At 67.8% G+C, this 23,471-nt stretch carries 27 protein-coding genes; 13 read left to right on the forward strand and 14 right to left on the reverse strand.

The features are described 5' to 3' along the window. The first annotated feature begins 22 nt into the window (after nucleotides 1–22). The 7 genes from IEZ09_RS08435 to IEZ09_RS08465 are packed head-to-tail and all read left to right on the forward strand — an operon-like array spanning nucleotide 23 to nucleotide 5,577. Nucleotides 23–1,147, forward strand: coding sequence for an acyltransferase family protein (locus IEZ09_RS08435; protein WP_189253046.1), 1,125 nt, complete (start codon nucleotides 23–25; stop codon nucleotides 1,145–1,147). Continuing rightward, nucleotides 1,140–2,327, forward strand: a complete 1,188-nt coding sequence (locus IEZ09_RS08440) for a sedoheptulose 7-phosphate cyclase (RefSeq protein WP_189253047.1) — start codon at nucleotides 1,140–1,142, stop codon at nucleotides 2,325–2,327. The genes IEZ09_RS08435 and IEZ09_RS08440 overlap by 8 nt, the downstream gene beginning before the upstream one ends. Next, nucleotides 2,324–3,031 (forward strand): cupin domain-containing protein, encoded by a 708-nt coding sequence (locus IEZ09_RS08445; RefSeq protein ID WP_189253048.1) that lies wholly within the window; start codon nucleotides 2,324–2,326, stop codon nucleotides 3,029–3,031. The genes IEZ09_RS08440 and IEZ09_RS08445 overlap by 4 nt, the downstream gene beginning before the upstream one ends. Then, a complete protein-coding gene (locus tag IEZ09_RS08450; RefSeq protein ID WP_189253049.1) occupies nucleotides 3,028–3,372 on the forward strand; it encodes a cupin domain-containing protein in 345 nt (114 codons plus the stop codon). Before IEZ09_RS08445 ends, IEZ09_RS08450 begins: the two co-directional genes overlap by 4 nt. Beyond that, nucleotides 3,369–4,541: an MFS transporter gene (locus tag IEZ09_RS08455; protein ID WP_189253050.1), complete on the forward strand. Its 1,173-nt coding sequence runs from the start codon at nucleotides 3,369–3,371 to the stop codon at nucleotides 4,539–4,541. The genes IEZ09_RS08450 and IEZ09_RS08455 overlap by 4 nt, the downstream gene beginning before the upstream one ends. Before the next feature lie 42 nt (nucleotides 4,542–4,583). Next, nucleotides 4,584–5,429, forward strand: a complete 846-nt coding sequence (locus IEZ09_RS08460; RefSeq protein ID WP_189253051.1) for a helix-turn-helix domain-containing protein — start codon at nucleotides 4,584–4,586, stop codon at nucleotides 5,427–5,429. Next, nucleotides 5,404–5,577: a DUF397 domain-containing protein gene (locus tag IEZ09_RS08465; RefSeq protein ID WP_189253052.1), complete on the forward strand. Its 174-nt coding sequence runs from the start codon at nucleotides 5,404–5,406 to the stop codon at nucleotides 5,575–5,577. The genes IEZ09_RS08460 and IEZ09_RS08465 overlap by 26 nt, the downstream gene beginning before the upstream one ends. Here IEZ09_RS08465 and IEZ09_RS08470 read toward each other — a convergent pair. The 9 genes from IEZ09_RS08470 to IEZ09_RS08510 all read right to left on the reverse strand — a co-directional run bounded on the left by IEZ09_RS08470 (nucleotide 5,564) and on the right by IEZ09_RS08510 (nucleotide 13,982). Next, nucleotides 5,564–6,109: a hypothetical protein gene (locus IEZ09_RS08470; protein WP_189253053.1), complete on the reverse strand. Its 546-nt coding sequence runs from the start codon at nucleotides 6,107–6,109 to the stop codon at nucleotides 5,564–5,566. The two genes, IEZ09_RS08465 and IEZ09_RS08470, sit on opposite strands and share 14 nt — an antisense overlap. An 83-nt stretch (nucleotides 6,110–6,192) precedes the next feature. Further along, the gene (locus IEZ09_RS08475) at nucleotides 6,193–6,846 is read right to left on the reverse strand and encodes a response regulator transcription factor (RefSeq protein ID WP_189253054.1); all 654 of its coding nucleotides are present in this window, start codon (nucleotides 6,844–6,846) and stop codon (nucleotides 6,193–6,195) included. Further along, entirely contained in the window at nucleotides 6,847–8,646 is a 1,800-nt protein-coding gene (locus tag IEZ09_RS08480; protein WP_229812355.1) for a sensor histidine kinase, read from the reverse strand. 53 nt (nucleotides 8,647–8,699) lie between these two features. After that, nucleotides 8,700–8,933, reverse strand: a complete 234-nt coding sequence (locus tag IEZ09_RS08485; RefSeq protein WP_189253056.1) for a hypothetical protein — start codon at nucleotides 8,931–8,933, stop codon at nucleotides 8,700–8,702. A 108-nt stretch (nucleotides 8,934–9,041) separates the two neighbouring features. Further along, nucleotides 9,042–10,031 carry a zinc-dependent alcohol dehydrogenase family protein gene (locus tag IEZ09_RS08490; RefSeq protein WP_189253057.1) on the reverse strand — a complete coding sequence of 330 codons (990 nt, stop codon included), beginning with the start codon at nucleotides 10,029–10,031 and terminating at the stop codon, nucleotides 9,042–9,044. After that, nucleotides 10,028–10,828, reverse strand: coding sequence for a carbohydrate ABC transporter permease (locus tag IEZ09_RS08495; protein ID WP_189253058.1), 801 nt, complete (start codon nucleotides 10,826–10,828; stop codon nucleotides 10,028–10,030). Before IEZ09_RS08495 ends, IEZ09_RS08490 begins: the two co-directional genes overlap by 4 nt. After that, a complete protein-coding gene (locus tag IEZ09_RS08500; protein ID WP_189253059.1) occupies nucleotides 10,825–11,766 on the reverse strand; it encodes a carbohydrate ABC transporter permease in 942 nt (313 codons plus the stop codon). The genes IEZ09_RS08495 and IEZ09_RS08500 overlap by 4 nt, the downstream gene beginning before the upstream one ends. A gap of 1 nt (nucleotide 11,767) precedes the next feature. Beyond that, the gene (locus tag IEZ09_RS08505; protein ID WP_189253060.1) at nucleotides 11,768–13,129 is read right to left on the reverse strand and encodes an ABC transporter substrate-binding protein; all 1,362 of its coding nucleotides are present in this window, start codon (nucleotides 13,127–13,129) and stop codon (nucleotides 11,768–11,770) included. A gap of 91 nt (nucleotides 13,130–13,220) precedes the next feature. Further along, nucleotides 13,221–13,982, reverse strand: a complete 762-nt coding sequence (locus tag IEZ09_RS08510; protein ID WP_189253061.1) for a DeoR/GlpR family DNA-binding transcription regulator — start codon at nucleotides 13,980–13,982, stop codon at nucleotides 13,221–13,223. Between the two features lie 266 nt (nucleotides 13,983–14,248). Between IEZ09_RS08510 and IEZ09_RS08515 the strand changes: the two genes are divergently transcribed. The 4 genes from IEZ09_RS08515 to IEZ09_RS08530 are packed head-to-tail and all read left to right on the forward strand — an operon-like array spanning nucleotide 14,249 to nucleotide 16,439. After that, nucleotides 14,249–14,731 carry a DUF6346 domain-containing protein gene (locus IEZ09_RS08515; protein WP_189253062.1) on the forward strand — a complete coding sequence of 161 codons (483 nt, stop codon included), beginning with the start codon at nucleotides 14,249–14,251 and terminating at the stop codon, nucleotides 14,729–14,731. Next, entirely contained in the window at nucleotides 14,732–15,193 is a 462-nt protein-coding gene (locus tag IEZ09_RS08520; protein WP_189253063.1) for a YbaB/EbfC family nucleoid-associated protein, read from the forward strand. Between the two features lie 5 nt (nucleotides 15,194–15,198). After that, nucleotides 15,199–15,537 (forward strand): type VII secretion target, encoded by a 339-nt coding sequence (locus IEZ09_RS08525; protein WP_189253064.1) that lies wholly within the window; start codon nucleotides 15,199–15,201, stop codon nucleotides 15,535–15,537. Next, on the forward strand, nucleotides 15,534–16,439 hold the full coding sequence (locus IEZ09_RS08530) for a WXG100 family type VII secretion target (RefSeq protein WP_189253065.1): 906 nt from the start codon (nucleotides 15,534–15,536) through the stop codon (nucleotides 16,437–16,439). The genes IEZ09_RS08525 and IEZ09_RS08530 overlap by 4 nt, the downstream gene beginning before the upstream one ends. A 59-nt stretch (nucleotides 16,440–16,498) precedes the next feature. Here IEZ09_RS08530 and IEZ09_RS08535 read toward each other — a convergent pair whose 3' ends face one another. The 5 genes from IEZ09_RS08535 to IEZ09_RS08555 form a co-directional block, all read right to left on the reverse strand. After that, complete coding sequence (locus tag IEZ09_RS08535) at nucleotides 16,499–17,980, reverse strand: glycoside hydrolase family 13 protein (RefSeq protein WP_189253066.1); 1,482 nt, start codon at nucleotides 17,978–17,980, stop codon at nucleotides 16,499–16,501. A gap of 11 nt (nucleotides 17,981–17,991) precedes the next feature. Beyond that, complete coding sequence (locus IEZ09_RS08540; RefSeq protein WP_189253067.1) at nucleotides 17,992–18,825, reverse strand: carbohydrate ABC transporter permease; 834 nt, start codon at nucleotides 18,823–18,825, stop codon at nucleotides 17,992–17,994. Further along, nucleotides 18,822–19,679, reverse strand: a complete 858-nt coding sequence (locus IEZ09_RS08545) for a carbohydrate ABC transporter permease (RefSeq protein WP_189253068.1) — start codon at nucleotides 19,677–19,679, stop codon at nucleotides 18,822–18,824. The genes IEZ09_RS08540 and IEZ09_RS08545 overlap by 4 nt, the downstream gene beginning before the upstream one ends. Continuing rightward, nucleotides 19,680–21,008 (reverse strand): ABC transporter substrate-binding protein, encoded by a 1,329-nt coding sequence (locus IEZ09_RS08550; protein WP_189253069.1) that lies wholly within the window; start codon nucleotides 21,006–21,008, stop codon nucleotides 19,680–19,682. A gap of 103 nt (nucleotides 21,009–21,111) precedes the next feature. Then, complete coding sequence (locus tag IEZ09_RS08555; protein ID WP_189253070.1) at nucleotides 21,112–22,095, reverse strand: LacI family DNA-binding transcriptional regulator; 984 nt, start codon at nucleotides 22,093–22,095, stop codon at nucleotides 21,112–21,114. 110 nt (nucleotides 22,096–22,205) lie between these two features. Here IEZ09_RS08555 and IEZ09_RS47415 point away from each other — a divergent pair, with 110 nt between their 5' ends. Continuing rightward, nucleotides 22,206–22,331 (forward strand): hypothetical protein, encoded by a 126-nt coding sequence (locus IEZ09_RS47415; protein WP_268247611.1) that lies wholly within the window; start codon nucleotides 22,206–22,208, stop codon nucleotides 22,329–22,331. A gap of 43 nt (nucleotides 22,332–22,374) precedes the next feature. Continuing rightward, nucleotides 22,375–23,469: a S66 peptidase family protein gene (locus IEZ09_RS08560; protein ID WP_229812356.1), complete on the forward strand. Its 1,095-nt coding sequence runs from the start codon at nucleotides 22,375–22,377 to the stop codon at nucleotides 23,467–23,469. Nucleotides 23,470–23,471: the final 2 nt, after the last annotated feature.

Raw genomic sequence — 23,471 nt, forward strand, 5'->3', positions numbered from 1 at the left:
GCGACTGTCGAGCCTGACCGGGATGCGCTTCTTCGCCGCGCTCGTCGTGTTCGGGTTCCACCTGTCGCTGAACCGACTGTTCACCGCCGACACGGACGTGTCCTCGCCGTTCGCCGCGATCCTGCGCAACGGCGGCTGGTTCGGCGTCTCGTTCTTCTTCGTGCTCAGCGGGTTCGTGCTGACCTGGTCGGTGCGCCCGGACGACAGCGCGAAGGACTTCGTGGCACGCCGGCTGGTCAAGATCTTCCCCAACCACCTCGTCACGTTCGCGATCGCGTTCGCGTTGTTCGGGCTCGCCGGCGCGACCGCGTTCGAGGCGCTGGGCAACCTCACCCTGCTGCACGCCTGGATCCCGCGCGACACCAGCTTCTTCAGCATCAACCACCCGAGCTGGTCGCTGTCGGCGGAGCTGTTCTTCTACGCGATGTTCCCGCTGCTGTGGATGGGAGTGCGGCGGATTCCGGCCCGTCTGCTGTGGCCGGTGGCGGTGCTGGTGATGCTGACGATCCTGGCGCTGCCCACGATCGCGGCACTGCTGCCCGCCGGCGAGGTCTTCGGCGCCAACCACAAGAACTCGCCGCTGTACCAGCACTCGATGACCCAGGTGTGGTTCGTCTACGCGTTCCCGCTGACGAGGCTGCTGGACTTCGCGCTGGGCATGCTGATGGCGACGATCGTGCGCAACGGCCGCTGGCCGCGCCTGCACCCGGCGTACGCCTTCGCCCTGGTCGCGGTGGCCTACGCGGTGAGCCTCGCGCTGCCGCTGCCGTACCAGCTCAACGCGGCGTTCATCATCCCGATCGCGCTGCTCATCCCGGCGATCGCCGCGCACGAGTCGCGTGGTGGCGGACGGGGACTGCTCGGTCACCCGAGGATGATCTTCCTCGGCGAGATCTCCTTCGCGTTCTACATGGTCCACGACATCTTCCTGACCGGAGTCGGCACCGCGCTCGCCGGTCGCACGCTGCCCGCCGGTGCCGGAATCGCGCTCGGCATCGGTGTGCTGATCGCGAGCTGTGCCGCCGCCTGGGCGCTCTACGCCGTCGTCGAGCGTCCGCTCACCCGCTGGTGGAGCCGTCGCAACCGGACCACCGCGGTGCCCACCGACACCACTCCTGTCAAGATCACGGAGCCCAGCCATGTCTGAGATCGGCCTGTACGTCAACAACAGCAACACCAAGTCCTGGACCGTGCGCAACGTTCAGCCCGTCGAGTACGACGTGGTGCTCTGCGAGAACGTCCTCGACCCCGCCAACCCCAGCATCCTCGGCCCGATCCCCGGTCAGGGCCGTGTGCGCAGGCTCGTCGTCGTCGACGCCAACGTGGACGCCCTGTTCGGTCAGGCGATCCGCGCCTACTTCGACGGCAACGACGTCGAGCACCGCGTGCTGGTGCTGGAACCGGGCGAGACCAACAAGACGGTCGAGGCCAGCATGCGGGTCACAACAGCCATGGACGAGTTCGGGGTGGACCGCAGGAGAGAACCGGTCATCGCGATCGGTGGCGGCGTGCTGCTCGACATCGTCGGGTACGCGTGCAGCGTCTACCGGCGGGCCACACCGTTCGTCCGGGTGCCCACCACGCTGATCGGACTCGTGGACGCCGGCGTCGGCGTGAAGACGGGTGTGAACGCCAACGGGCACAAGAACCGCATCGGCACCTACTTCGCGGCCGAGCGCACCCTGCTCGACCGCAAGTTCCTGACCACGTTGCCGCGCAGGCACGTCAGCAACGGCCTCGCGGAGATCCTGAAGATCGCGCTGATCAAGGACCGCGAGCTGTTCGACCTCATGGAGGTCACCGGCGAGCACGTGCTCGAGGCGAAGATGCAGCCGGGCCCCGGCTCGGTGGACCCGGCGCTGGAGATCATCGAGCGCGCGATCCACGGCATGCTCGCCGAGCTGCAGCCGAACCTGTGGGAGAAGACGCTGGAGCGGGTCGTCGACTACGGCCACACCTTCAGCCCGTCGCTGGAGATGGCCGCGCTGCCCGCGTTGCTGCACGGCGAGGCCGTCTGCATCGACATGGCGCTCACCACGTGCCTCGCCGAGCAGCGCGGCCTCGTCAGCGAGGAGGAACGCAGGCGGATCCTGGAGCTGATGACCCGGCTGGAGCTGCCGACCTGGCACCCGCTGCTCACGGCCGAGCTGCTGGAGAAGGCGCTCGCCGACACCGTGCGCCACCGCGACGGCCAGCAGCGCCTGCCGCTGCCGGTGGGCATCGGTTCCGCGTGCTTCGTCAACGACGTCCGCCCGGAGGAGCTCGCGCAGGCGGCCGCCGCGCTGGAGGACGTCGCCCTCGCCCAGGCACCGGCGGTGCACGCATGAACCTGCCCCTGGTCCGCACCACGGACGCCCCGGCGTCGGTCTACGGCGTGCACGGCGCCGCCGGCCTGACGTACTGGACGTGCCTCGCGAGCAGGCAGCACCTCGCGTCACCGACCGAGGCCGTCGAGTGGGCGAGCATCCCGCCGTCCGGGCTGAGCGGGGAGCACCTGCACAGCCGCACCGAGGAGATCTACCTGATCCTCAACGGGGAGGGCGAGTTCATCCTCGACGGGGAGAAGATCCCCGTCCGGCCGGGCACGCTCGCCCTCACCCCCGTCGGACACACCCACGGCCTGCTCAACACCGGCACGACGAACCTCGACTGGTGGGTCATCGAGACGCTCGCCGCCGCGACCCAGCAGGCCATCGCCACCACCGAACCGATGAAGGAACGTCCCATGGCAGCCGCGCAGATCTTCGACCTCACCACCACACCGGTCGTCGAGACGGCCGGCACCTTCACCGGACCGTTGCGCCGCGTCGAGCGGATCTCGCTCGAACCGGGCGAGAGCCGCTCGGTGGGGCGGCCGTCGGCGGAGGTAGCGTTGTTCGTGCAGCAGGGCGAGGCCACGGTGACCGGGCTGGAGTCGTTGTCCGCCAACACGTGCGTGACGCTGCCCGCCGGTTCGTCGGTCGTGCTCACCGCGTCCTCCCCGGTCGTGGCCTATGCCGTGGACCTCGCCGTCCCCGGCGGTGACGCATGATCGTCACGACCGTCAACGCGGACGACTGGACCTGCCTCGCCCGCAGGGGAATGCTGTTCGCCGAGTGCGAGAGCGTCGACTGGTGGCGACTGTCCGAAAAGGACGAACTGCGCGTCAGCGCGGCGCACGCCGTCGAGGAAGCGGTGATCGTCCTGGACGGCACCGCGACGGCACAGGTCGGCGACGAGACGCATTCGCTGCGCGCCGGTCAGGTGCTCCTGCTACTGGACCGCACGGACGCGGTGCTGTCGGGTGAGGCGACCGTGCTCACGGTGCGCGCGATGCCGTCGGCCGTGTCGTCCGCGCTGCCACCGCGGATCCCCGAACTGGTGTCGTCGTGACCAGGTCACCGTTGTCGGGCGCCGCCATCGGGGTCTTCTGCGTCGGAGCATCGGAGTACCTCATCGCCGGGCTGGCGCCCAGCATCGCCACCGGCCTGCGCACCACCGTTGCGCAGGCCAGTGGCCTGATCACGGTCTACGCCGCGGTCGTCGCCGTCGCAGGCCCCCTGCTGACCCTCGCGGTCAGCAGGGTCGAACGCCGCTCGCTGCTGATCGGGCTGCTCGCGGCGTTCGGCGCGGCGAACCTGCTCGCGGCCGTGTCGACCGGCATGACCGAGATGATGGTCAGCCGGATCGTCGCGGCCGCGACGCACTGCCCGATCGTCGCGATGGCACTGGTGATCGCATCCCGCCACGACGACGCCACCCGGCAGGGCAGAGCGATGGCCAGGATCTCGGTGGCGCTGAACCTGGCCACCGCGGTGGGCGTGCCGTTGGCGCTCGCGATCAACACGCTCACCTCGTGGCGGATGGCCTTCGTCCTGCTCGCTCTCGCCGCGGGTGTCGCGGTGGCCCACGTCGTGCGCTGCCCGCGCGACGAGCCCGCCACCACCGCCCGAGCGGAGATCAGGGCACTGCTGCGGCCACGGGTGCTCGTCGCGATCGCGACGACGTTCCTCGCGACCATCGGCGGCTACGCCACCTACACGTTCATCGCGCCGATCCTCACCGACGAGACCGGCTTCGCCCACGACCACCTGTGGCTGCTGTTGCTGCTCTTCGGCCTCGGCAGCCTGGCGGGCAGCGTGCTGGGCGGTCGGCTCGCCGACTACCACCTCGACCGGGGCCTGCGAATCGGGCTGGCCGTGCTGGCGGCGACCACCCTGCTGTTCGGTCTTTCGCTGCACAGCAAGGTGTTCACGGCGATCCTGCTGTTCGTCCTCGGCGCCGCGTTCTTCCTGATCGTGCCGGCGCTCAACGCCCGCATCGTGGTGGGCACCGCGGACCTGGCTCCGACCCTGGCGACGAGCGTCAACGTGGCCGCCTACAACCTCAGCATCATGGTGGCCAGCGGTGTCGCCCGCCTCGCCGTGGAGGGCGGGACCGGCCTGCAGGGACTGGTCCTGCTGTCGGCCTTGAGCCCGATCGCCGCGGTCGCTCTCACGGCGGTGGGCACGAACGTCGTCGCAGCTCGCGGGGGTGTGGCCAGGTCCTTTTCACCCGAATGAGCGCGTGGCGTGGATTTGGTCCAAGCCCTAGCTTCGAAGGGCATGACCGCGATCATTTCCACCCCGTACAGCCGAGAACTCGGTGACGAGCTGCGCCGCCTGCGGGAGTCGTGCACCGAGTTCAACGGCCGCTCGATGGCCGTGCAACTCGGCTGGGACCCGAGCAAGGTCTCCGACATCGAGCTCGGCAAGGTGCGGGCGAGCGCCGTCGACCTCGTGCAGTACCTGGCCACGTGCGGCAAGGACATCGACTTCATCGACGAGTTCCGCATCCGCTACCACAACGCCTTCGACCTGTACTTCGCGCAGGTGCCGGACAACGTGCGCACGCTCGCGATGACCGAGGCGAAGGCCACGAAGATCACGTCCTACGACATCCTGACCATCCACGGCCTCATGCAGACAGAGGGGTATGCGCGGCAACTGTTCGTCGACTCGTACGTTGAAGCACCCGAAGAGATCGAGACCCTCGTCCAGGCGCGCATCGACCGGCAAACGATCATGAGGCGGCACAATCGGCCGGAATGCTCGTTCTACGTGCACGAGCTGGCTTTGCGGATGCAGCTGGGCGATGCGCAGGTTCGCGAAGATCAGTACCTGCGACTTCTCTTCAACACCCACATCGTCCGGGTCGTACCCGCGCACGTCAGCGCCTTCCGGTCCGCAGCCACGCTGTACGAGTTCGGCAAGGCGGCTCCGGTCGTCTACACCGAGACCGACACAGCTCAGGTGTACGCGCAGGACAGCGTCGCTGTGGCGCGGACCAGGAGGCTCTTTCAGCGGCTGGATGCCGTCGCCCTGGATGCGGAACAATCGAAGCGCAAGCTGGCGGAGTACGTCAGCGGCCTTCGAGAGGACTGTCATGACCTGGGAACGGACCTGGCGTAAGAGCACCTACAGCAACGGCGGTACTCCTGAAAGCTGCGTGGAGGTGTCGCTGGCCCAGGACGCGCTCGTGCGGGACACGAAGAACGCGAGCGGTGACGTACTCGCGTTCTCCACGACCGCGTGGCGCGCCCTGATCAACTGGCTCTGACGACCGAGGTGTTCGCGGTCTCCACGGTCACCCGGACCGACTGAGGGGCGAGCGACTGCAGGTACTGCGCGTGGTCCGGCCCGATCGTGTCGCTGAACGCGATGAACGCGAGGTGCGGCAGCTCGAACGCAGTGGTCGCGCAGAAGTCCTCCAGGCGGTCGAAGCCGCGCCGGATGCCCGTGGCGTCGAGGCCGAAGACGGCGTGCCGGTCCAGCTTGGCGGCGCCGATGTCGAGCAGGTGCAACGCGTGCAGGGCGTGCGTGAACGCCATCGCGCACACCTCGATGCGCGTGCACGAGACGAGCAGCGTGCGGACCATCGACGGGTGCAGCGACTTGCCGGAAGTGCGCAGCACGACGTCGATTCCGGCGGTGCGGAACATCTCGATGATCTCGAACAGGCCCGGCACGCCGAGGGGCTCCCCTCCGCCCAGCGTGACGGTCTCCGGTCGCATCGAGACGAGCGCCCGAGTGATGTGCAGCATTCGTTCGTGACTGAGCCGCGCGTGGGCGACGTCCCAGGTGATGTCCATGCGGTCAAGCCCCCTGAAGCTCGGCGGATGACGCCGATCGAAGCGAGGGAGGTGTCCCGCCGTCAGGTGACCGGTGTCCCGAACTAGGAGGGACTTCCGAGTCCCGCCTCCCGCGCCCGCACGATGGCCTGCGCGCGGTCAGCGACCTGCAGCTTGGTGAAGATCGCGGACACCCGGTTGCGCACGGTCTTCTGCGACAACGACAGCCGGTGGGCGATCGAGGCGTTGTCGAGGCCGGACGCCATCAGCTCCAGAACGTCCCGCTCGCGGTCGGTGAGCTGTGGGAACACCACGGCCTTGGACGACGAGATCGCGGTGAAGTAGCCCATCATCCGTTGCGCGATGGTGGCGCTGAAGATCGCCTCACCGGCTCCGATGGCCTGCACCGCGCGCACGATCTCGTCGTCGTCGGTCGTCTTGACCAGGTAGCCCCGCGCCCCGGCCTTCATCGCCGCGAACACCAGCTCGTCGTCCTCGTGCATGGTCAGCACGAGGACGCCCAGCGACGGCAGCACCTCCAGGATCTGCTTGGCCGCCTCCACACCGCCCAGCACGGGCATGTGCAGGTCCATCACGACGACGTCCGGTTCGAGGTCGAGGACGACCTTCACCGCTTCCTGCCCGTCCGAGGCCTCACCGACCACGGAGAGCCCGGCCTCACTGTCCAGCAACGCCTTGAGCCCGCGCCGGAACACCGGGTGGTCGTCCGCGATCACAACCCGCGTCAGGGCGTCCATCTACTGGGCCTCCAGGGGAATCCGGGCCACCACCCGAGTGCCGTGCGGTTGCGCGGGTCCCACTGTGCACGATCCACCCAGCTCCGCGCAGCGTTCACGCATCGAGTCGAGCCCGACTCCCGGCCGTGCGTCGGCCGCGACCCCGCGCCCGTCGTCGACGATTTCCACGACGAGGTCGCCGTCCTGCCGAACGGTGATGGTGCACGTCGACGCGCCGGAGTGGCGCGCGGTGTTGGTCAGCGCCTCCGCCACGATCCGGTAGGCCGCGACCTCGACGGCCGCGGACAGCCCGTCGATCTCCTCGGCGTCCACGCGAACGGTCAGCTCGCCGTTGAACCGCGCGGCCTCGTCGCGCACGGCCAGCGCCAGCCCCTGGTCGAGGATCGGCGGCCGCAGCCCGTCCACGAGCCTGCGCACCTCGCCCGCGGTCGTGTCGACGTCGGCGAGCACCGGGTCCAGGACGTCGCCCACGGACCGGCGCAACGCCTTGAGCTGCAACCGGATCCCGACCAACGCCGGCCCGACGCCGTTGTGCAGATCGCGCCTGAGCCGCAGCCGTTCTTCCTCGCGCGCACGCACGAGCCGTTCGCGGGCGAGCTGCAGATCGGCGGTCAGCTTGATCGACTGCGCGGCCGGAGCGGTGGACCGGGCGAGGTCCACGAGCAGGCTCAGTTCGCGGTCGCTCAACCGTTCGTCGGGCGCACGCGGTTCGACGACCAGGTCGCCCACGGAAGAACCGCGATAGGTCATGGGGAAGCGCAACTGGGGCCAGCCGCGACTGCGTCCGTGCTCGGCCAGCACCGACCCACCGCGGATCGCCACGTACGGCAGCTTCAACGACTCGGCGACCGTGGCGGCCACGGTCGGGAGCACGTCCTGCGACCGTTCCAGCTTCTCGCTCAATGTCGACAAAGCGGCATAGGGATCTGTCCGCGCCCCGAACAGCCACCGGTCGAGCTTGCCCTGCAGCCAGCTCCGGATCGGCGCGAACACCAGACCGGCCGCCACGACACCGATCACCTCGGCTTCGCCGGTGAACAACTGCCCGCCCGCGAGCATCACGCCCATGTAGACCAGCAACAGCACCACGGTCAACGAGCCGTAGAGCACCGACCGGTGGATCAGCAGGCTGATGTCGTACAAGCCGTACCGCACGATCGCGATCACCGCGGCGGCCGGAAACGCCAGCACACCGACGATCCAGGCGACGTGCCCGTCCGTCGTCTCCACCACGGTCGCCGCGACGGCCAGCGCCAGCAACGCGACCGCCCACACCAGCAGCCGCCGCTCGTCGCCCTCGGCCTTGCGCCACCTCAGCACCAGCGACACAACCCCGGCGACAACGGCGATCCCGGCCGCGATCACGGCGATCGCGGTGATCGTCTTGGCGGCGGCGGGCCCACCGCCGTGGTGGAACCCGGTTGGATCACCCCACGATCCCCAAGCGAGCCCGGCCGTGCCGAGGACAGCGCTCAGCAGCGACGCCCCGATGGCGATCCACCACCGGTTGCTCAACGGCTTCCCGTTCGGGAAGACCAGCGCGACGGCGGGCAACAGCGCGTAGGTGGGCCACCAGACCCACGCCTCGACCCAGCGGGCCGGATGGTCGGGCGCCTGGCCGGCGACCGCGATCGCGATGCCGCCGAACAGGCCCATGACCAGCAGCAACCACCCGACAGCCGACTTGCGGACATGACCGATCACCCGCACCCCGAGCAGGGTGAAGGCGATCGCGATCAGCCAGTTCCGCGGATGCGAAATCGCGCCGGTGACCGCTGTGTGCACGACGGCGAAGAGCACACACGCGGCCACCAGCGCGCCAATGACCCAGGCGAGGACTACCTCGGCCCGGGTCAGTCGTTGAGCCAGTGCCACAGGTTGTGGAACGGCGAACCGTCGTCGAGGGTGCTGACGTCACCACTGGCACCAGGCCAGCCCTGGAAGGTCATGATCTTGTGACGCAGCTCTTCGACGGACATCGGCTTGGCGGCCTTGTGGACGTGGTCGAAATCGACGTCCCCAGACTGCGGGTTCATCGCCCGCGCCTGAAGCTCCGCGTACCAGGACAGGAGCTCTTCGTCGGACATGTGCGAAAAGTACGGCGGTACTACTTTCTGCCCGGACTTCGACATGTCTGGAAGGAGTCGTGGGCACTCGGCTGGATACACGAGTGCTCACAAACATTTGCGCTCACTTCACGGCAGGACCTGGATTTTGCGTCCCTTACCGGCCCTGAACTGGTCCAACGCCCCCGCGTAGTCGTCAAGTGGCACCCGGTCACTGATGAAGATCTCCGGGTCCAGTACTCCGGTCGCGAAGAGGTCCGCCGCCCGTTCGAAGGAGTGCAGCACCGCCATCGAGCCGGTGATGGTGATCTCCTGGTTGTAGATCTTGTACGGCTCGATGGTCACCCGTGCGGCGTAGTCGGAGACTCCGAACTGGAGGAACGTGCCGCCCTTCGCGACCCGGCCGAGGCCGTCCTGGATCGCCTTCTCGTTGCCGGTCGCGTCGATGACGACGTCCCAGCCCTCCGGCCGGTCCAGCTCGTCGGCCGACCCCGCCACGGCGGTCACGCCGAGCTTGACCGCCGTCTCCAGGCGTTCCGCGTTCAGGTCCACGACCTCGATCGACGACGCCCCGGTCAGCTTCCCGAGCTGCAGCATCATCAGCCCCATCGTGCCGGAGCCGTAGATCAGCACGCGGGACGCCATCTGCGAGCGCAGCACGTCGTACCCGCGCACCGCGCACGACAGCGGTTCGATCAACGCCGCGTCCTCGGTCCGCACGTGGTCGGGCAGCTTCACGCAGTTCGCCACCGGCGCCACCGCGAACTCGGCGGCGCCACCGGAGGTCGTGACACCGATCGCCGCCCACCGCTCGCACAGGTTGTTCCTGCCCGCCCGGCACATCCGGCACTCGTGGCAGTAGAGCGACGGGTCGACGGCCACGCGGTCGCCGACCTTCAGCTCGTTCACCTGGGAGCCGATCTCGACGATCGTGCCGGCGAACTCGTGGCCGGGCACCACCGGCAGGGTGGGCGCGAACTCGCCCTGCAGGATGTGCAGGTCCGTCCCGCACAACCCGCAGGCCGCCACGTCCACGACCACCTGCCGCGGCCCGCAGACCGGATCGTCCACAGTGGTCACTTCGACGGACCCGACGCCGGTGATCACTGCTGCTTTCACTTGACTGCTCCCAACGACAGGCCCTGGACCAGCTTGTCCTGGGCGGCGAACCCGGCAATGAGCACCGGCAGAGAAACCACGACCGCGGCCGCGCACACCTTGGCCAGGAACAAGCCCTGGGACGTGACGAACCCGGTCAGGTACACGGGCGCGGTACCGGCGACGACACCGGTCAGCACCCGCGCGAACAGCAACTCGTTCCAGCTGAAGATGAAGCAGATCAACGCCGTCGCCGCGATACCCGGCATCGCGATCGGCGCCACCACCCGGCGCAGGATCGTGATCAGCCCGGCCCCGTCGATCGACGCCGCCTCGAGGATCTCGCGCGGCACCTCGGACAGGAACGACCGCATCAGCCACACCGCGATCGGCAGGTTCATCGAGCAGTACAGCAACGTCAGGAACGAGATGTTGTCGAGCATCCCGGCGAATTGCGCGATCAGGTAGATCGGCAGCAGCGCCGCGACGACCGGCATCATCTTGGTGGACAGGAAGAAGAACAGGACGTCGGTCCACTTCTCCACCGGCTTGATCGACAACGCGTACGCGGCCGGAATCGCCAGCAGCAGCACGATGATCGTCGAACCGATCGAGGCGGAGAACGAGTTGAGCAACGGAGGCCACGCGCCGCCGTTGAAGAACTCCGCATAGCCGTCCAGCGTCAGCGGCGCCGCGATCGACGGCGGGTTCGTGGCGGCGTCCGTCTCGCTGTGCAGCGACGTCAGGAACATCCACGCCACCGGCGCGAAGAACACGAGGCCCGCGAACCAGGCGAGCACACCGAAGATCCTGGTCATCGCGCCTCCTCCTTGAACAGCGAGGACACCACGCGCAGCGCGAACGTCGCGATGACGATCGACCCGGCGACCACGATCACGCCGGCCGCGGACGCCTCGCCGTACTCGTGGGCCTGGTAGAAGGTCTGGTAGATCATGTACGGCAGGTTCGCCGTGCCCAGACCACCGGACGTGATCGTGAAGACCGCGTCGAAGTTCTGCACGATGTAGATCGAGCCGAGCAGCGCGCCGAGCTCCAGGTACTGCCGCAGGTGCGGGAACGTGAGGTACCGGAAGATCTGGAACGGCGACGCGCCGTCGATCCTGGCCGCCTCGACGGGTTCCACCGGCTTCGACTGCAGGCCCGCCAGCAGGATCAGCATCATGAACGGCGTCCACTGCCACACCAGCGACAGCACGACGGCGGACATCGGCATGGAGCTGATCCAGTCCGGCTGGGCGTCGAACCCGAGCCAGTTCAGGATTCCGTTGAACAACCCGTACTCCGGGTTGTAGAGCACGTGCTTCCAGATCAACGCGGCCGCGACCGGGACCACGAGGAACGGCGCGATGAGCATGGTGCGCACGAGTCCGCGGCCTTTGAACTTCTTGTCCAGCAACAGCGCCAGCCCGAGCCCGAGGACGAGGCTGATCAGCACCACCGACGCCGTCAGCACGATCGTGTTCACCACGGACGACCGCAGATCTGGGTCGGTGAACACGTTGACGTAGTTGTCGAACCCGGCGAACCCGCGGTTCGTGGGATCCAGCGAGTTCCACTTCATGAACGAGATGACCAGCGTCGCCACGAACGGCAGCTGCGTCACGACGATCAGGAAGATGAGCGCGGGCAGCAACGGCGCCCGCCGCGCCCACTTCGGATAGCTCCTGCGGGGAACGGGAGGCGGCCGGTCGGCGACCGACCGCTCACCCGTCGAAACGGAGTCGAGGACAGCCATCTCACTGGCCCCTGTACTTGGCGGCGACCTTCTCGGCGAGCCCCTGGGCGTTGTTCAGCGCGTCGTCCACCGACACCGCGCCCGCGATCGCCGAGCTGATCTGCTGCGACACCTGCGTTCCCAGGTCGGTGAACTCGGGGATGCCGACGAACTGGATGCCGGGCGCCGGCCGCGGCTGCACACCGGGGTCGAGCGGCTTCGCACCCTTGATCGCGGCCTCCGCCTGAGCGGAGAACGTGCCGGAGGACTGCTTGTACTCGGCGCGCTGGTAGGTCGAGGACCGCTTGCCGTCCGGGACCTTCGACCAGCCGAGGTTCTTGCCGACCAGCTCCTCGTAGCCCTTGCCGGACGCCCACGAGATGAACTTCCAGGCCGCGTCCTGCTTCTTCGACGCCTTCTGGATACCGAACGCCCAGGTGTAGAGCCAGCCGGAGCTGTCGGTCTTCACGACCGGTGCCTGGGTGAAGCCCAGCTTGCCCTTGACGGGGGAGTCGTTGGCCTCCAAGAGGCCTGCGGCGACCGTGGCGTCGTACCACATCGCGACCTTGCCCTGCGTCATGTTGTTCAGGCACTCGGCGAACCCGGCCTGCGGAGCGCCCGCCTCACCGTGGTTGCGGACGAGGTCGACGTAGAACTTGGTGGCCTCCTTGAACTCCGGCGCGTTGACCTGCGCCTGCCAGTCCTTGGTGAACCACGTGCCGCCGAACGTGTTCACGACGGTCGTCAGCGGTGCCATTACCTGACCCCAGCCGGGTTGGCCGCGCAGGCAGATGCCGCGGACCTCGGGCGTGGAGACCTTCGCGGCGGCCTCGGCGACCTGCTGCCAGGTCGGCCTGTCGGGCAGCGTGACGCCCTTGGCCTCGAAGATGTCCTTGCGGTACATGAGGAACGACGACTCGCCGTAGAACGGCTGCGCGTACACCTTGCCGTCCGCCGCGGTGAGGGACTGCTTGATCGGCGGGAGGATGTCGGCCTGGTCGAACGCGCTGTCCTTGGCCACGAAGTCGTCCATCGGCGCGAGCCAGCCGTTCTTGGCGTACATCGGCGTCTCGTAGTTGGAGATCGTCGCCACGTCGTACTGCCCGGCCTGGCTGGAGAAGTCCTGGCTGATCTTGTCGCGGACGTCGTTCTCTGGCAGCACCGTGAAGTTGACCTTGATGCCGGTGTCCTTGGTGAAGTTGTCCGCGGTCAGCTTCTGCAGGTCGAGCATCTGCGGGTTGTTCACCATCAGCACGTTCACCGAGTCGGAGCCGCCGCCCCCGCCACCTCCGGCGCCCGCGCAGGCGGAAGCCAGGAGCAGCACAGCGCTGGCCAGGCCGGTGGCGGCCCCGAATGTGCGAAGGGGTGTGCGGATCGACAACATCGTCTTTCCTCCGGGGGATGGTTTCCGGGCACGCTGAGGACAGGCCCGGGAAAATTTCGGGGGCGGTGTTTCGGGGCCGGCTGGAAAGTGCTCAGGCTCTGAGCACTTTGGGCCCGAGCAGGGCGTACCGGTGGGCCTCGTGGGCGGAGAGGCCGCTGTCGGTGACGATCGCTTCGAGGTCGGCGACCTCGGCGAACCGGTGGAAGCTGGAGACGCCGAACTTCGTGTGCACCCCGACGAAGATCTTCCGCCGGGCCGAGCTGAGCGCTTTGGCCTTCACCGCGCCGACCGCCGGATCGGGCGTGGTCAGGCCGTGCTCGCGGGAGATCCCGTTCGCACCGATGTAGGCGAGGTCGATCACCATCTCGCCCAGCATCCTGGTCGTCCAGTGGTCCACTGTGGCCAGTGTGTGGCCGCGAACCCTACCGCCCAGCAACAGAACCGTGCAGGACGGGTGTTCGGACATCGCCGCGGCGGTCGGCAGCGACGCGGTGATGATCGTGAGCGGGTTGGTGGTGGGCAACGCCTCCGCGACGAGCTGCGGCGTGTAGCCCTCGTCGATGAACACGGTCTCGGCGTCGTCCAGCCGTTCGGCGGCGGCCTTCGCGATGCGCCGCTTCTCCGGCACGTGCGACCCGGCCCGGAACCGCAGCCCGGTCTCGAACCCGGCGCTCTCGACCGGAATACCGCCACCGTGCGTGCGGCGCACCAGGCCGTGCTCGTCGAGCACGCGGAGATCGCGCCTGACCGTTTCGGGCGCGACGCCCAGTTCCTGCGCCATCTCCACCACGTCGACGCGGCCGTCGGCGCGGGCCCTGGCCAGGATGCGCCGCTTGCGTTCCTCGGCTCGCATTTCACCTGCCCATTCGGCTCTCGGGATGCCCGTTCGGGCCGTGCCTAGATGAAACACCCTCGAAACACTGTGGTCGCCACCACAACTGAGTGAAATCCTGCCCGATTCTTGCCCGGTTCGCCCTGCGTGACGCGTCGTTCACGCAGGTCGACCAGACTGGGCACGCCCGAACCGCCCTGCGCGTGTGCCCGGATGGCCGTCAGCGGGCTGCTGAATTCGGTGGAACCGGGCGGGCCGGGACGAAGTCGAACAGGGGAACGAGACGGATGAAGTGGGTCGCGGGTCTGTTCGCGCTGGCGATCTTGGCGTGCGGCTGCCTGCTGGGGTTGACCGGTTTCACGAAGTTCGATCCCACCGCGGGGACGAACAGCAGGCCCGTCGTGGACCGGGGTGTCGCCCGCGTGGCCGGCTGCACGCGCAGTGGGCCGGTGAGCATCAACGGCTTCGGCACCTGGTGGAACTGCCAGGCCGACGTCGAGTGGGAGAGCGGGCGGCGGACGCGGGTGACGGCCGAGGCCGGTCAGCTCACCCCGGACGACAAGGGCGCGGACGTGCCCGTGGTGCAACGAGGTGAGTCGAAGGTTCGCAACGGCTCCGGCAACCCGCCGGTGTACCGGGCGGACTTCGAACCCAGCGTGGTGCTCGGCCTCGGCTCGCTGCTCGGGGGAATGGGGATTGGCGCGATCGGGGCGCTGGCGGTTCTCGGCACGGTGGCTTCCCGTCGGAAGAAGGCACAGGAGAGGGAGTAGATGAATCCGGCAGCAGCTGATCCAGACGCGATGATGCGTCAGTGGAACGAGCAGATCCAGGCCAAGCTCAAGCAGGCCGACGAGATGAAGCAGGTCGCGAACGCCGTCAAGGTGACGCAACGGTCGTCTGACGGCTCGGTGTCCGTGACAGTCGACCAGAATGGCATCGTCTCGGCACTGGACCTGACCGACGCGGCGTTGCGCAAGCAACCGGCGCAGCTGTCAGCGGACATCCTCGGTGCGATGCGCACCGCTCAGGCGCAGATCGCGTCCCGGATGCAGGAGGTCATGGCGCCGATCATCGGCGGCGACTCCGCGACCATGGACGCGCTGATGGGCGGCTACCAGGAGCGCTTCCCCGAGCCGGAGCCCGAGCAGCCGGTTGAGCGGCGTCCGTCCGGTCCCTCCGATGACGACGACTTCGGCGGGCACAACTTCGCCCGTGACGACAAGGGCTGGTGATCTCGATGACCGCTGGTGGGTTCAACGTCCACACGCAGGCGATGCGCGACCACGCCAAGCGCCTGGACGGCATCGTGAAGCAGATCGAGACGGCGCAGCAGGCCATCGGGCAGGCGCGGATCAACGGTGCCAACGCGTACGGCATCCTCTGCAGCCCGTTGCTGGAGCCGATCATGGGCACGGTTGAGACCGCGGGTGTGACCGCGATCGGCGCATCGCACGCCGTCGTCGACGCCACTGTGGACGGTGTCAACGGCATGGCCGACGTCTACGACGCCGCTGACAAGGCCATCGAGGGCAACCTCAAGAAGATCATCGAGAAGCTGGGGGAGCTGACCTCATGACCGCACCGAACCCGTTGGTGGCCAAGGCTCCCGACCCCGCTGGTACGTGGGCCGGCGTCAACCTGATCGAACCCGCCGCGGACGCGGTCTCCGCGGTCAAGCGCGGCGACTGGGCCGAAGCGGGCATCAACGTCCTCGGCGCGGGCATCGACGCGCTGGGCTTCGTCACCGACCCGTTCGGCACGCTGCTGTCGTCGGCCTTCTCGTGGTTCATCGAGCACGTCGAGCCGCTGACGTCGATGCTCAACTCGCTCGCGGGCAACCCCGGCGTGATCAACCAGAACGCCGCCACCTGGGGCAACGTCGCCGACCACCTGAAGAAGGCCGGAGAGGAGATGGCCAGGATCGTCGATGCCGACACCGCGCAGTGGCAGGGCGCCGCGATCTCGGCCTACACGCCGGTGGCGAAGCTGGAGGCCCAGGGCGTCAAGGCCGCCGGTATCGCCGCGGAAGGCGTTGGTGCCGCTCTCGTCGGTGCGGGCGTGGCCGTCGCGACCGTGCGCACGATCGTGCGCGACCTGATCTCGATGGCGATGTCCGAGCTGGTGCAGGCGTTGATCAGGTGGGCAGCCGCGGCTCTGCTGACGGTGGGTCTCGCGACGCCGGGCATCATCGCGGACGGCATCCGGCTGGTCATGAAGTGGGCCAAGAAGGTCTCGGACTGGCTCGACAAGATCATCAAGACGATCCGCGGCCTGTCCAAGGTCATCGACACGATCTTCAAGACCCTGGACAAGGTCAAGGACGTGCTGAAGGGCGTCATGCCCAAGGCGTCCGGCCCGTTCACCGAGATGTTCGAGAACATCGCCACCGGTGCCGTGAACACCACTGCCACCGGCGTGGTCAAGAACCTCCCCACCGAGTCCGCCAAGGTCGACGACTCGCCGTACGCGACCCGCTGAGGTCGATGAACGGCGCATTTGTCCACGTGAGGTGGACGAATGCGCCGTTCATCATGTGATCAGCTCAGCCAGGCCGCGGCGTCGTGGGGGAGTTGGCCGTTGGTCAGCGGAATGCTTGACAACGTTGGCGTGCCGGGCAGATCGATCGGTGCGCCGGACAGATTGACCACGCAGGTGTGGTCGCCCCGGCGGAACGCCAGCACGTTCTCGCCCAGGTCCAGCCATTCCAGGTCGCCGGTGATCGCGCGGCGTTGCGCGAACACCTGGCGGTACAACTCGAGCATCGAGCCGGGGTCGCCGGTCTGGGCCGCTACCGAGAACTGCTGCCAGTTGGCCGGTTGGGGGAGCCAGCTCGGACCGTCCTCAGCGGACCAGGGGAGTGGCACGCGGCAGCCGTCGCGGCCCCTGTCGGTGAAGCCGGAGCGGTGCCACACCGGGTCCTCCCGCAGCTCGTCCGGCAGGTCCTCGACCTCCCAGAGGCCCAGCTCCTCGCCCTGGTAGACGTACACACCGCCGGGCAGCGCCGCCGTGAGCATGATCGCCGCGCGGGCCCTGCGGGTGCCGAGCTCGAAGTCGGTCGGGGCGCCGTGCTGCCGGTCCGCGAAGGAGAACCCGGTCTTCTCGCGGCCGTAGCGGGTCACGTGCCTGGTGACGTCGTGGTTGGACAGGACCCAGGTCGGTGGTGCGCCGACGGGTTCGTGCGCGGCCAGCGTGTCGTCGACGACCTTGCGCAGCTCCTGGGCGTTCCAGGGGCAGCAGAGGAAGTCGAAGTTGAACGCGCTGTGCATCTCGTCCGGCCGCAGGTACCTGGCGAACCGGACGGGGTCGGGCAGCCACATCTCGCCGACGAGGATGCGGTCGCCGTCGTAGGAGTCGACGATCTTGCGCCAGCTCCGGTAGATCTCGTGCACGCCGTCCTGGTCGGAGTACGGCTGGTCGGCGTCCGGCCTGCTGAAGTCCTTGACCAGGCCGTCGGCGACGTCGATGCGGAATCCGTCGACACCGCGGTCCAGCCAGAACCGCAGGATGTCCTCGAACTCCTTCTCGACAGCGGGGTTCTCCCAGTTGAAGTCGGGCTGTTCGGCGGCGTAGAGGTGCAGGTACCAGCGACCGTCCGGCAGCTTGCTCCACGCCGGGCCGCCGAAGCGCGACTTCCAGTCGTTGGGCAGGTCCTCGGTGTCACGGATGTGGAAGCGATCCCACAGGCCCTCCTTGAACCACGGGTGCTGGTCGCTGCAGTGGTTGGGGACGATGTCGATGATCACCCGTAGGCCGAGCCCGTGCGCGTCGGCGATGAGCTTCTCCGCGTCGGCGAGTGACCCGAACACCGGCTCGATGTCGCGGTAGTCCGCCACGTCGTAGCCGCCGTCGGCGAGCGGGCTCGGGTACCACGGGTTCAGCCAGATCGCGTCGAAGCCGAGGTTCGCGATGTGGGAAAGCCTGGCGCGCAGGCCGGCCAGGTCGCCGATGCCGTCGCCGTTGCCGTCCGCGAAGCTGCGCAGGTAGACCTGGTAGATGGATGCGTTGCGCCACCAACTCATCTGGTGTCCTTTCAGCCTTTTACGCCGCCCGCGGTGAGCCCCGCGAGGATGTGCCGCTGGAACGCGAGGAACAGCGCGACCATCGGCAGGCTCGCGAGCACGAGGCCCGCGAGCAGGAGGTTGATCGGGGTGTCGGGGGCGAAGCGCTGCAACGCCACGCTGAGCGTCTGCTTCGCCGGTTCGGGGAACACGAGCAACGGCCAGATGAAGTCCTTCCAGGCCGCGACGACCGCGAAGATCGAGACGACGGCGAGGATGGGCCGCGAGATCGGCAGCACGACTCTGACCAGGGTCGTCCACGTGCTCGCGCCGTCGATCCTGGCCGCCTCCAGGAGTTCCTCCGGGATCTGGTCGAAGAACCGCTTGAGCAGGTAGACGTTCAGCGCGTTCGCCGCGAACGGCAGCCAGATGCCCGCCGGGTTGTTGAGCAGGTCGAGGTCGGTGAGCGTGAGGTAGACGGGGACCAGCAGCGCCGTCGCGGGCAGCATCAGCGTGGCGAGCATCAGGCCGAGGATCACGTTGCCACCCCACGGCTTCAGCTTGCTCAGCGCATAGGCGGCGGGGACGATCACAGCCATCTGCACGGCCCACGCGCCGATCGCGACGACGAACGTGTTGAGGAAGAACTGGCCGAGGTCCATGAAGTTCCAGGCGTTGACGTACGCGCCGGGTTCCCACGTCTCCGGCAGGATCGTCGGTGGCTGCTGCGCCAGTTCCGCCGGCGGTTTGAACGCGCCGAGCAGCACCCAGACCAGCGGCAGCAGGAACGCGGCCGTGAACACGACCAGCGTGAGCGTGAGGACGACCCAGTAGGCCTTGCCGGTGCCCTTGGTCAGCGTTCTCATGCGCCGGCCTTCCTGGTGATCTTGAGGTAGAGGAAGGAGAAGACGCTCAGCACCGCGAAGAGGATCAGGCTCATCGCGCTCGCGGTGCCGAAGTCGTTGTAGTAGAAGGCATACCGGTAGAGCAGGAGCAGCACGGTGACCGTGGACTCCTCCGGTCCGCCGCCGGTCATGACGAACGGCTCGGTGAAGATCTGCATGGTCGCGACGACCTGCAGCAGCAACAGCATCAGGATCACGAACTTGGTCTGCGGGATCGTGACGTGCCAGATCTTCTTGAGAATGCCGGCGCCGTCGAGGTCCGCGGCCTCGTACAGCTCACCGGGGATCGTCTGCAACGCGGCCAGGTAGATCAGCGTGGCCGAGCCCATGTTCGCCCACGTGATGACCAGGACGAGGCTGATCATGCTGGTGCTGCTGGAGTCGAGCCACTGGGACGTGGGGAGACCCAGTCCTCTGAGGACGGAGTTGAACAGGCCGGGGCCCGGGTCGTAGAACCACTTCCACAGCAACGCCGTCACGACCGGCGGCAGCATCACCGGCAGGTAGACGAGCAGCCGGAAGTAGCCCTTGGCGTGCCGGAGTTCGTTGAGCACCACGGCGGTGACGAACGGAACGCCGAAGCCGATGACCAGTGCGAGGATCGTGAAGTACGCCGTGTTGCGCCACGCCACCACGAACAACGGGTCCGCGAAGAGCCGCTCGAAGTTCTCCCAGCCGACCCAGTCGGGGCTCGTGACGAAGTTGACCTGCTGGAAGCTCAGCAGCACCCCGCGCAGGATCGGCCACCAGGAGAACACCGCGAAGACGACCAGCGCGGCACTCAGGAAGCCGTACGCGGTGACGTGCCGCCGCACTCACTTCACCTGCGCCAGGACGGCGTTGACCTTGGTCTCGGCGTCGCTGAGCAGTGCCGCGTGGTCGGCGTTGGGGTTGGTCAGCGTCGCCTGCACGACGGCGTCGAGAATGGCGTAGACCTGTTGTGCCTGCGGCGGTTCGAGCGTGCCCTTGGTCTGCTCCGAACCGTCCACATAGGCCTGGAAGTTCTGCACCGGCATGGTGGCGTACTTGGCCTTGAGCTCTTCCAGCTTCTTGCGCGGCTCACCGGTCCAGATGTCGGCGATCGGTGGGATGGGCAGGCCGACGGGCTGACCGCGGTCCTTGTACTTCTGCAGGTTCTCCTCGAACCGCTCGGGGTTCAGGTACTTCCACTGGATCCACTTCAGCCCGGCCTTGATCTTCTCGGGCGTGGCCTTGGGGTTGATCATGTACCCCTCGCCGCCGAGCAACGTGCCCTTCTGCCCGGGAATCGCCGCCAGCCCGTAATCCTCGTACCTGCCCTTGAACTGGTTGACGATCGTGGCGACGTTGTCGGGCGCGGCGAGGTACATGCCGAGCTGCCCGGCGCCCATCATGTTCTGCACGTCGCCGATCTCCAGGAGCTGCTTCTCGCCCATGGAGCCGTCGTCCCAGCGCATCTCCTTGAGGCGGCGCAGGACTTCCCTGCCCTTGTCGTTGTTGAAGTCGGCCTTGTAGGTGTCGCCGTCCTTGCGCGCGACGTCGCCGCCGACGGACTTCATCCACGTGGTGAAGTGCCAGCCGCCCTGGTTGCTCTTGCTGTACTCGGCGAACCCGGTGACGCCCGCGTCCTTGAGCTTCTTGGCGGCGGCCCGGACCTCGTCCCACGTCTTCGGCGGCTGGTCGGGGTTCAGCCCGGCCTTGGTGAAGTTGGTGCGGCTGTAGAGCAGGCCCATCGTGTAGTTGGCGGTGGGCAGCCCGTAGACCTTGCCGTCGGCCGTGAAGACGTCCTTGAGCTCCTGCTTGAGGTCGCCGTAGTGCGGCACGTCCTTGACGTAACCGGTGAGATCGGCGGCCTGTTTCCTGGCGATGAGCGCCGCCGGATCCGTGAAGTAGACGTAGAAGACGTCCTCCAGCTGCCCGCCGGCGAGCTTGGCGGAGAACGTCTTCGGGTCCATGAACCCCTCGTGCGGCACGAGGTCGATGTCCGGGTTCTGCTTCTCGAACTCCGCCACGTCCTCGTCGAAGACCTTGCGGTCGAACGCCTGGGTCTGCGGCGGCTGGCCGTTGATGTTGACGACGACCTTGCCGCCCGCCTCGTTCGTGGAACCGCTCCCACAGCCTGCGACCAGGACACAGCCCAGCAGCACGGCAGCGGACTTCTTCATGGTGGGGCCGCCCTTCTCGCGAGCGCGTCGATGTGACGGCGACCATAAGTCGTCGTTACATCTGAACGCAATATCTAGACGAAAACTCGCAAGAAGCCGACTGCTACCTGACTGGCGCGCTGGAGGCCCTCACCACCAGTTCGGGCTCGAAGAGCAGTTCGTCCGGCGCCACCGCGTTGCCGGAGATCTGGTTGGCCAGCAGCTCCACCGCCGCCCGCCCCATCGCCTCGATGGGCTGCCGCACCGTCGTGAGCGGCGGATCGGTGCAGGTCATGAACGCCGAATCGTCGTACCCGACGATCGACACGTCCTTGGGCACATCCAGTCCCGCGCGCCGGACGGCCCTGATCGCCCCCAGCGCCAGCGGGTCGCTGGCACAGATGATCGCCGTGACCCCGCGCTGCACGAGCTTGGTGGCCGCCGCCTGCCCGCCTTCAAGGCTGAACATGGCGTGCTCGACCTCGGCCCCACCGCACTTCTCGATGGCCTGCAGCTTCCGGTGACTCGGCACGTGGTCCGGCGGCCCGAGCACTGCCCCGATCCTGCGGTGCCCCAACGAGGTGAGGTGCCCGTACGCCTGCTCCACCGCCACCGCGTCGTCACACGAAACCCGCGGAAACGCCAGGTCGTCGATGGCCGCGTTGACCAGCACCGCAGGCAGCTTCCGCGCCATCATCTGCTGGTAGTGCCCGTGGCTGGCGTCCTTCTGCGCGTACAGCCCACCCGCGAACACGATGCCCGACACGTGCTGCTCGAGCAGCAGCTCCAGGTACTCGGCCTCGGTCACCCCGCCGGCGGTCCGCGTGCACAAGACGGGCGTGAACCCCCTTTGCGCAAGCGCGTTGCCCACGACATCCGCGAACGCGGGGAAGATCGGGTTCTGCAGCTCGGGCAACACCAGCCCGACAAGCCTGGCCCGCTCACCGCGCAGCTGCGTCGGCCTTTCGTAACCCAGCACGTCAAGCGCGGTGAGCACGGCACTGCGCGTGGCGTCCGAGACGCCCGGCTTGCCGTTCAGCACCCGGCTGACGGTGGCCTCACTGACCCCGACCTTGGCCGCGACCTCGGCCAGCCTCCGTTGCGTCATGGCGCAAGTGTACGCAAATTCTTGCGCTCGCTTGCAGTCCGAGGCTCACCCTCTCGGCAGGCGCCCACCGCACTGCGCGATGGATACGCTCCAATGTCACCCCGCAGGTGATGGGAGACATGATGGCCGCCGAACCCGTTCCTGTCCCGCTGCAGCCCTCGCAGCCGGTTCTGCCGATCGACTGGTTCGTGCGCATGCCGACCGGAGGCACGGTCTACGCGCGTTCCGCCGGCTGAGCGTTCGCCGGTGCTCTGACCGGAACGGTTCGGCGGGTGTCAGTTGCTGGGCGAGGAAGACCCAGGTCGGCGAAAATCGAATGACCCTGCCAAGGCGACTGGCGACACTGACGCCATGACCGGTGCTGCACGGCCTCAACTGCTTCGACCGCGTGCCCTGAGGCCCGGAGATCTCGTGGTCATCGCAGCGCTGTCCGGTCCGCTGCCTGCCGCTTGCGAGCCCAACGTCGAGCGGGCGGTGGTTGTGCTCGAGCGGATGGGATTCCGCGTGCGCAGGGCTCCGCTGCTCGAAGTGGGGCGGCGCCATTGGTGGAGCGCGGCCACGCCGGCGGAGATCGCCAATGAGCTCAACGGTCTTCTGCGTGATCCTGAGGTGCGCGCGATCATCGCGAGTGACGGTGGTCAGACAGCGCTCGGCTACCTCGACCTGATCGACGTCGAGGCGATCAGGGCCGACCCCAAACCGATCCTGGGCTACAGCGACATCTCGCTGCTGCATCTGGTGCTCTATGCGCGCGCGGGTCTGGTCGGGTTCCATGCCGACATGGCGGTCCCCGGCTTCGGAGGGCACTGGCAGTCTGCGCCCGCGGCGCGCCGAGCGGAACTCGAGAAGCTCTACTCCAGGTTGCTGACCGGTACCGCGGCGATCGGTGCGCTGCCGGTGAGCCCGTCGTGGGAGTGCTGGCGTCCTGGTCGTGCCGAAGGTCGGCTGATCGGCGGGGTGATCAATCGGATCGTGCTGGCGCAGGCGACGCGTTTCGCGCTGCCGCTCGAGTGCTTCGACGGTGCGGTGCTGTTCTGGGAGGAGATGGGCGGCCTGGCATCGCACGTGTGGAGCTATCTGCAGGTGATGCGGCACAGCGGCATCCTCGATCGGATCTCCGGCATGGTCGTCGGCGTTCCGCGCGAGATCAGCGGACTCGAGCCCGGCGCCTCCCCGACGCTGTCCGAGATGGTCCTCGACGTCCTCGGCGACCGTGACATCCCGGTCCTGGGCAACGTCGAGTTCGGGCATGCCGGCCCGAATCTGCCGATGCCGGTCGGCATCCGCGTCGGTCTCGATGCGCAGCAGCGGACGTTGTCGCTGCTCGAACCGGCGATGGGGCCGAGGATCCCTCAAGGATCACCGACCCGGTGAAC

This window comes from Lentzea flava (assembly GCF_014648475.1).
GTDB lineage: Bacteria > Actinomycetota > Actinomycetes > Mycobacteriales > Pseudonocardiaceae > Lentzea > Lentzea flava.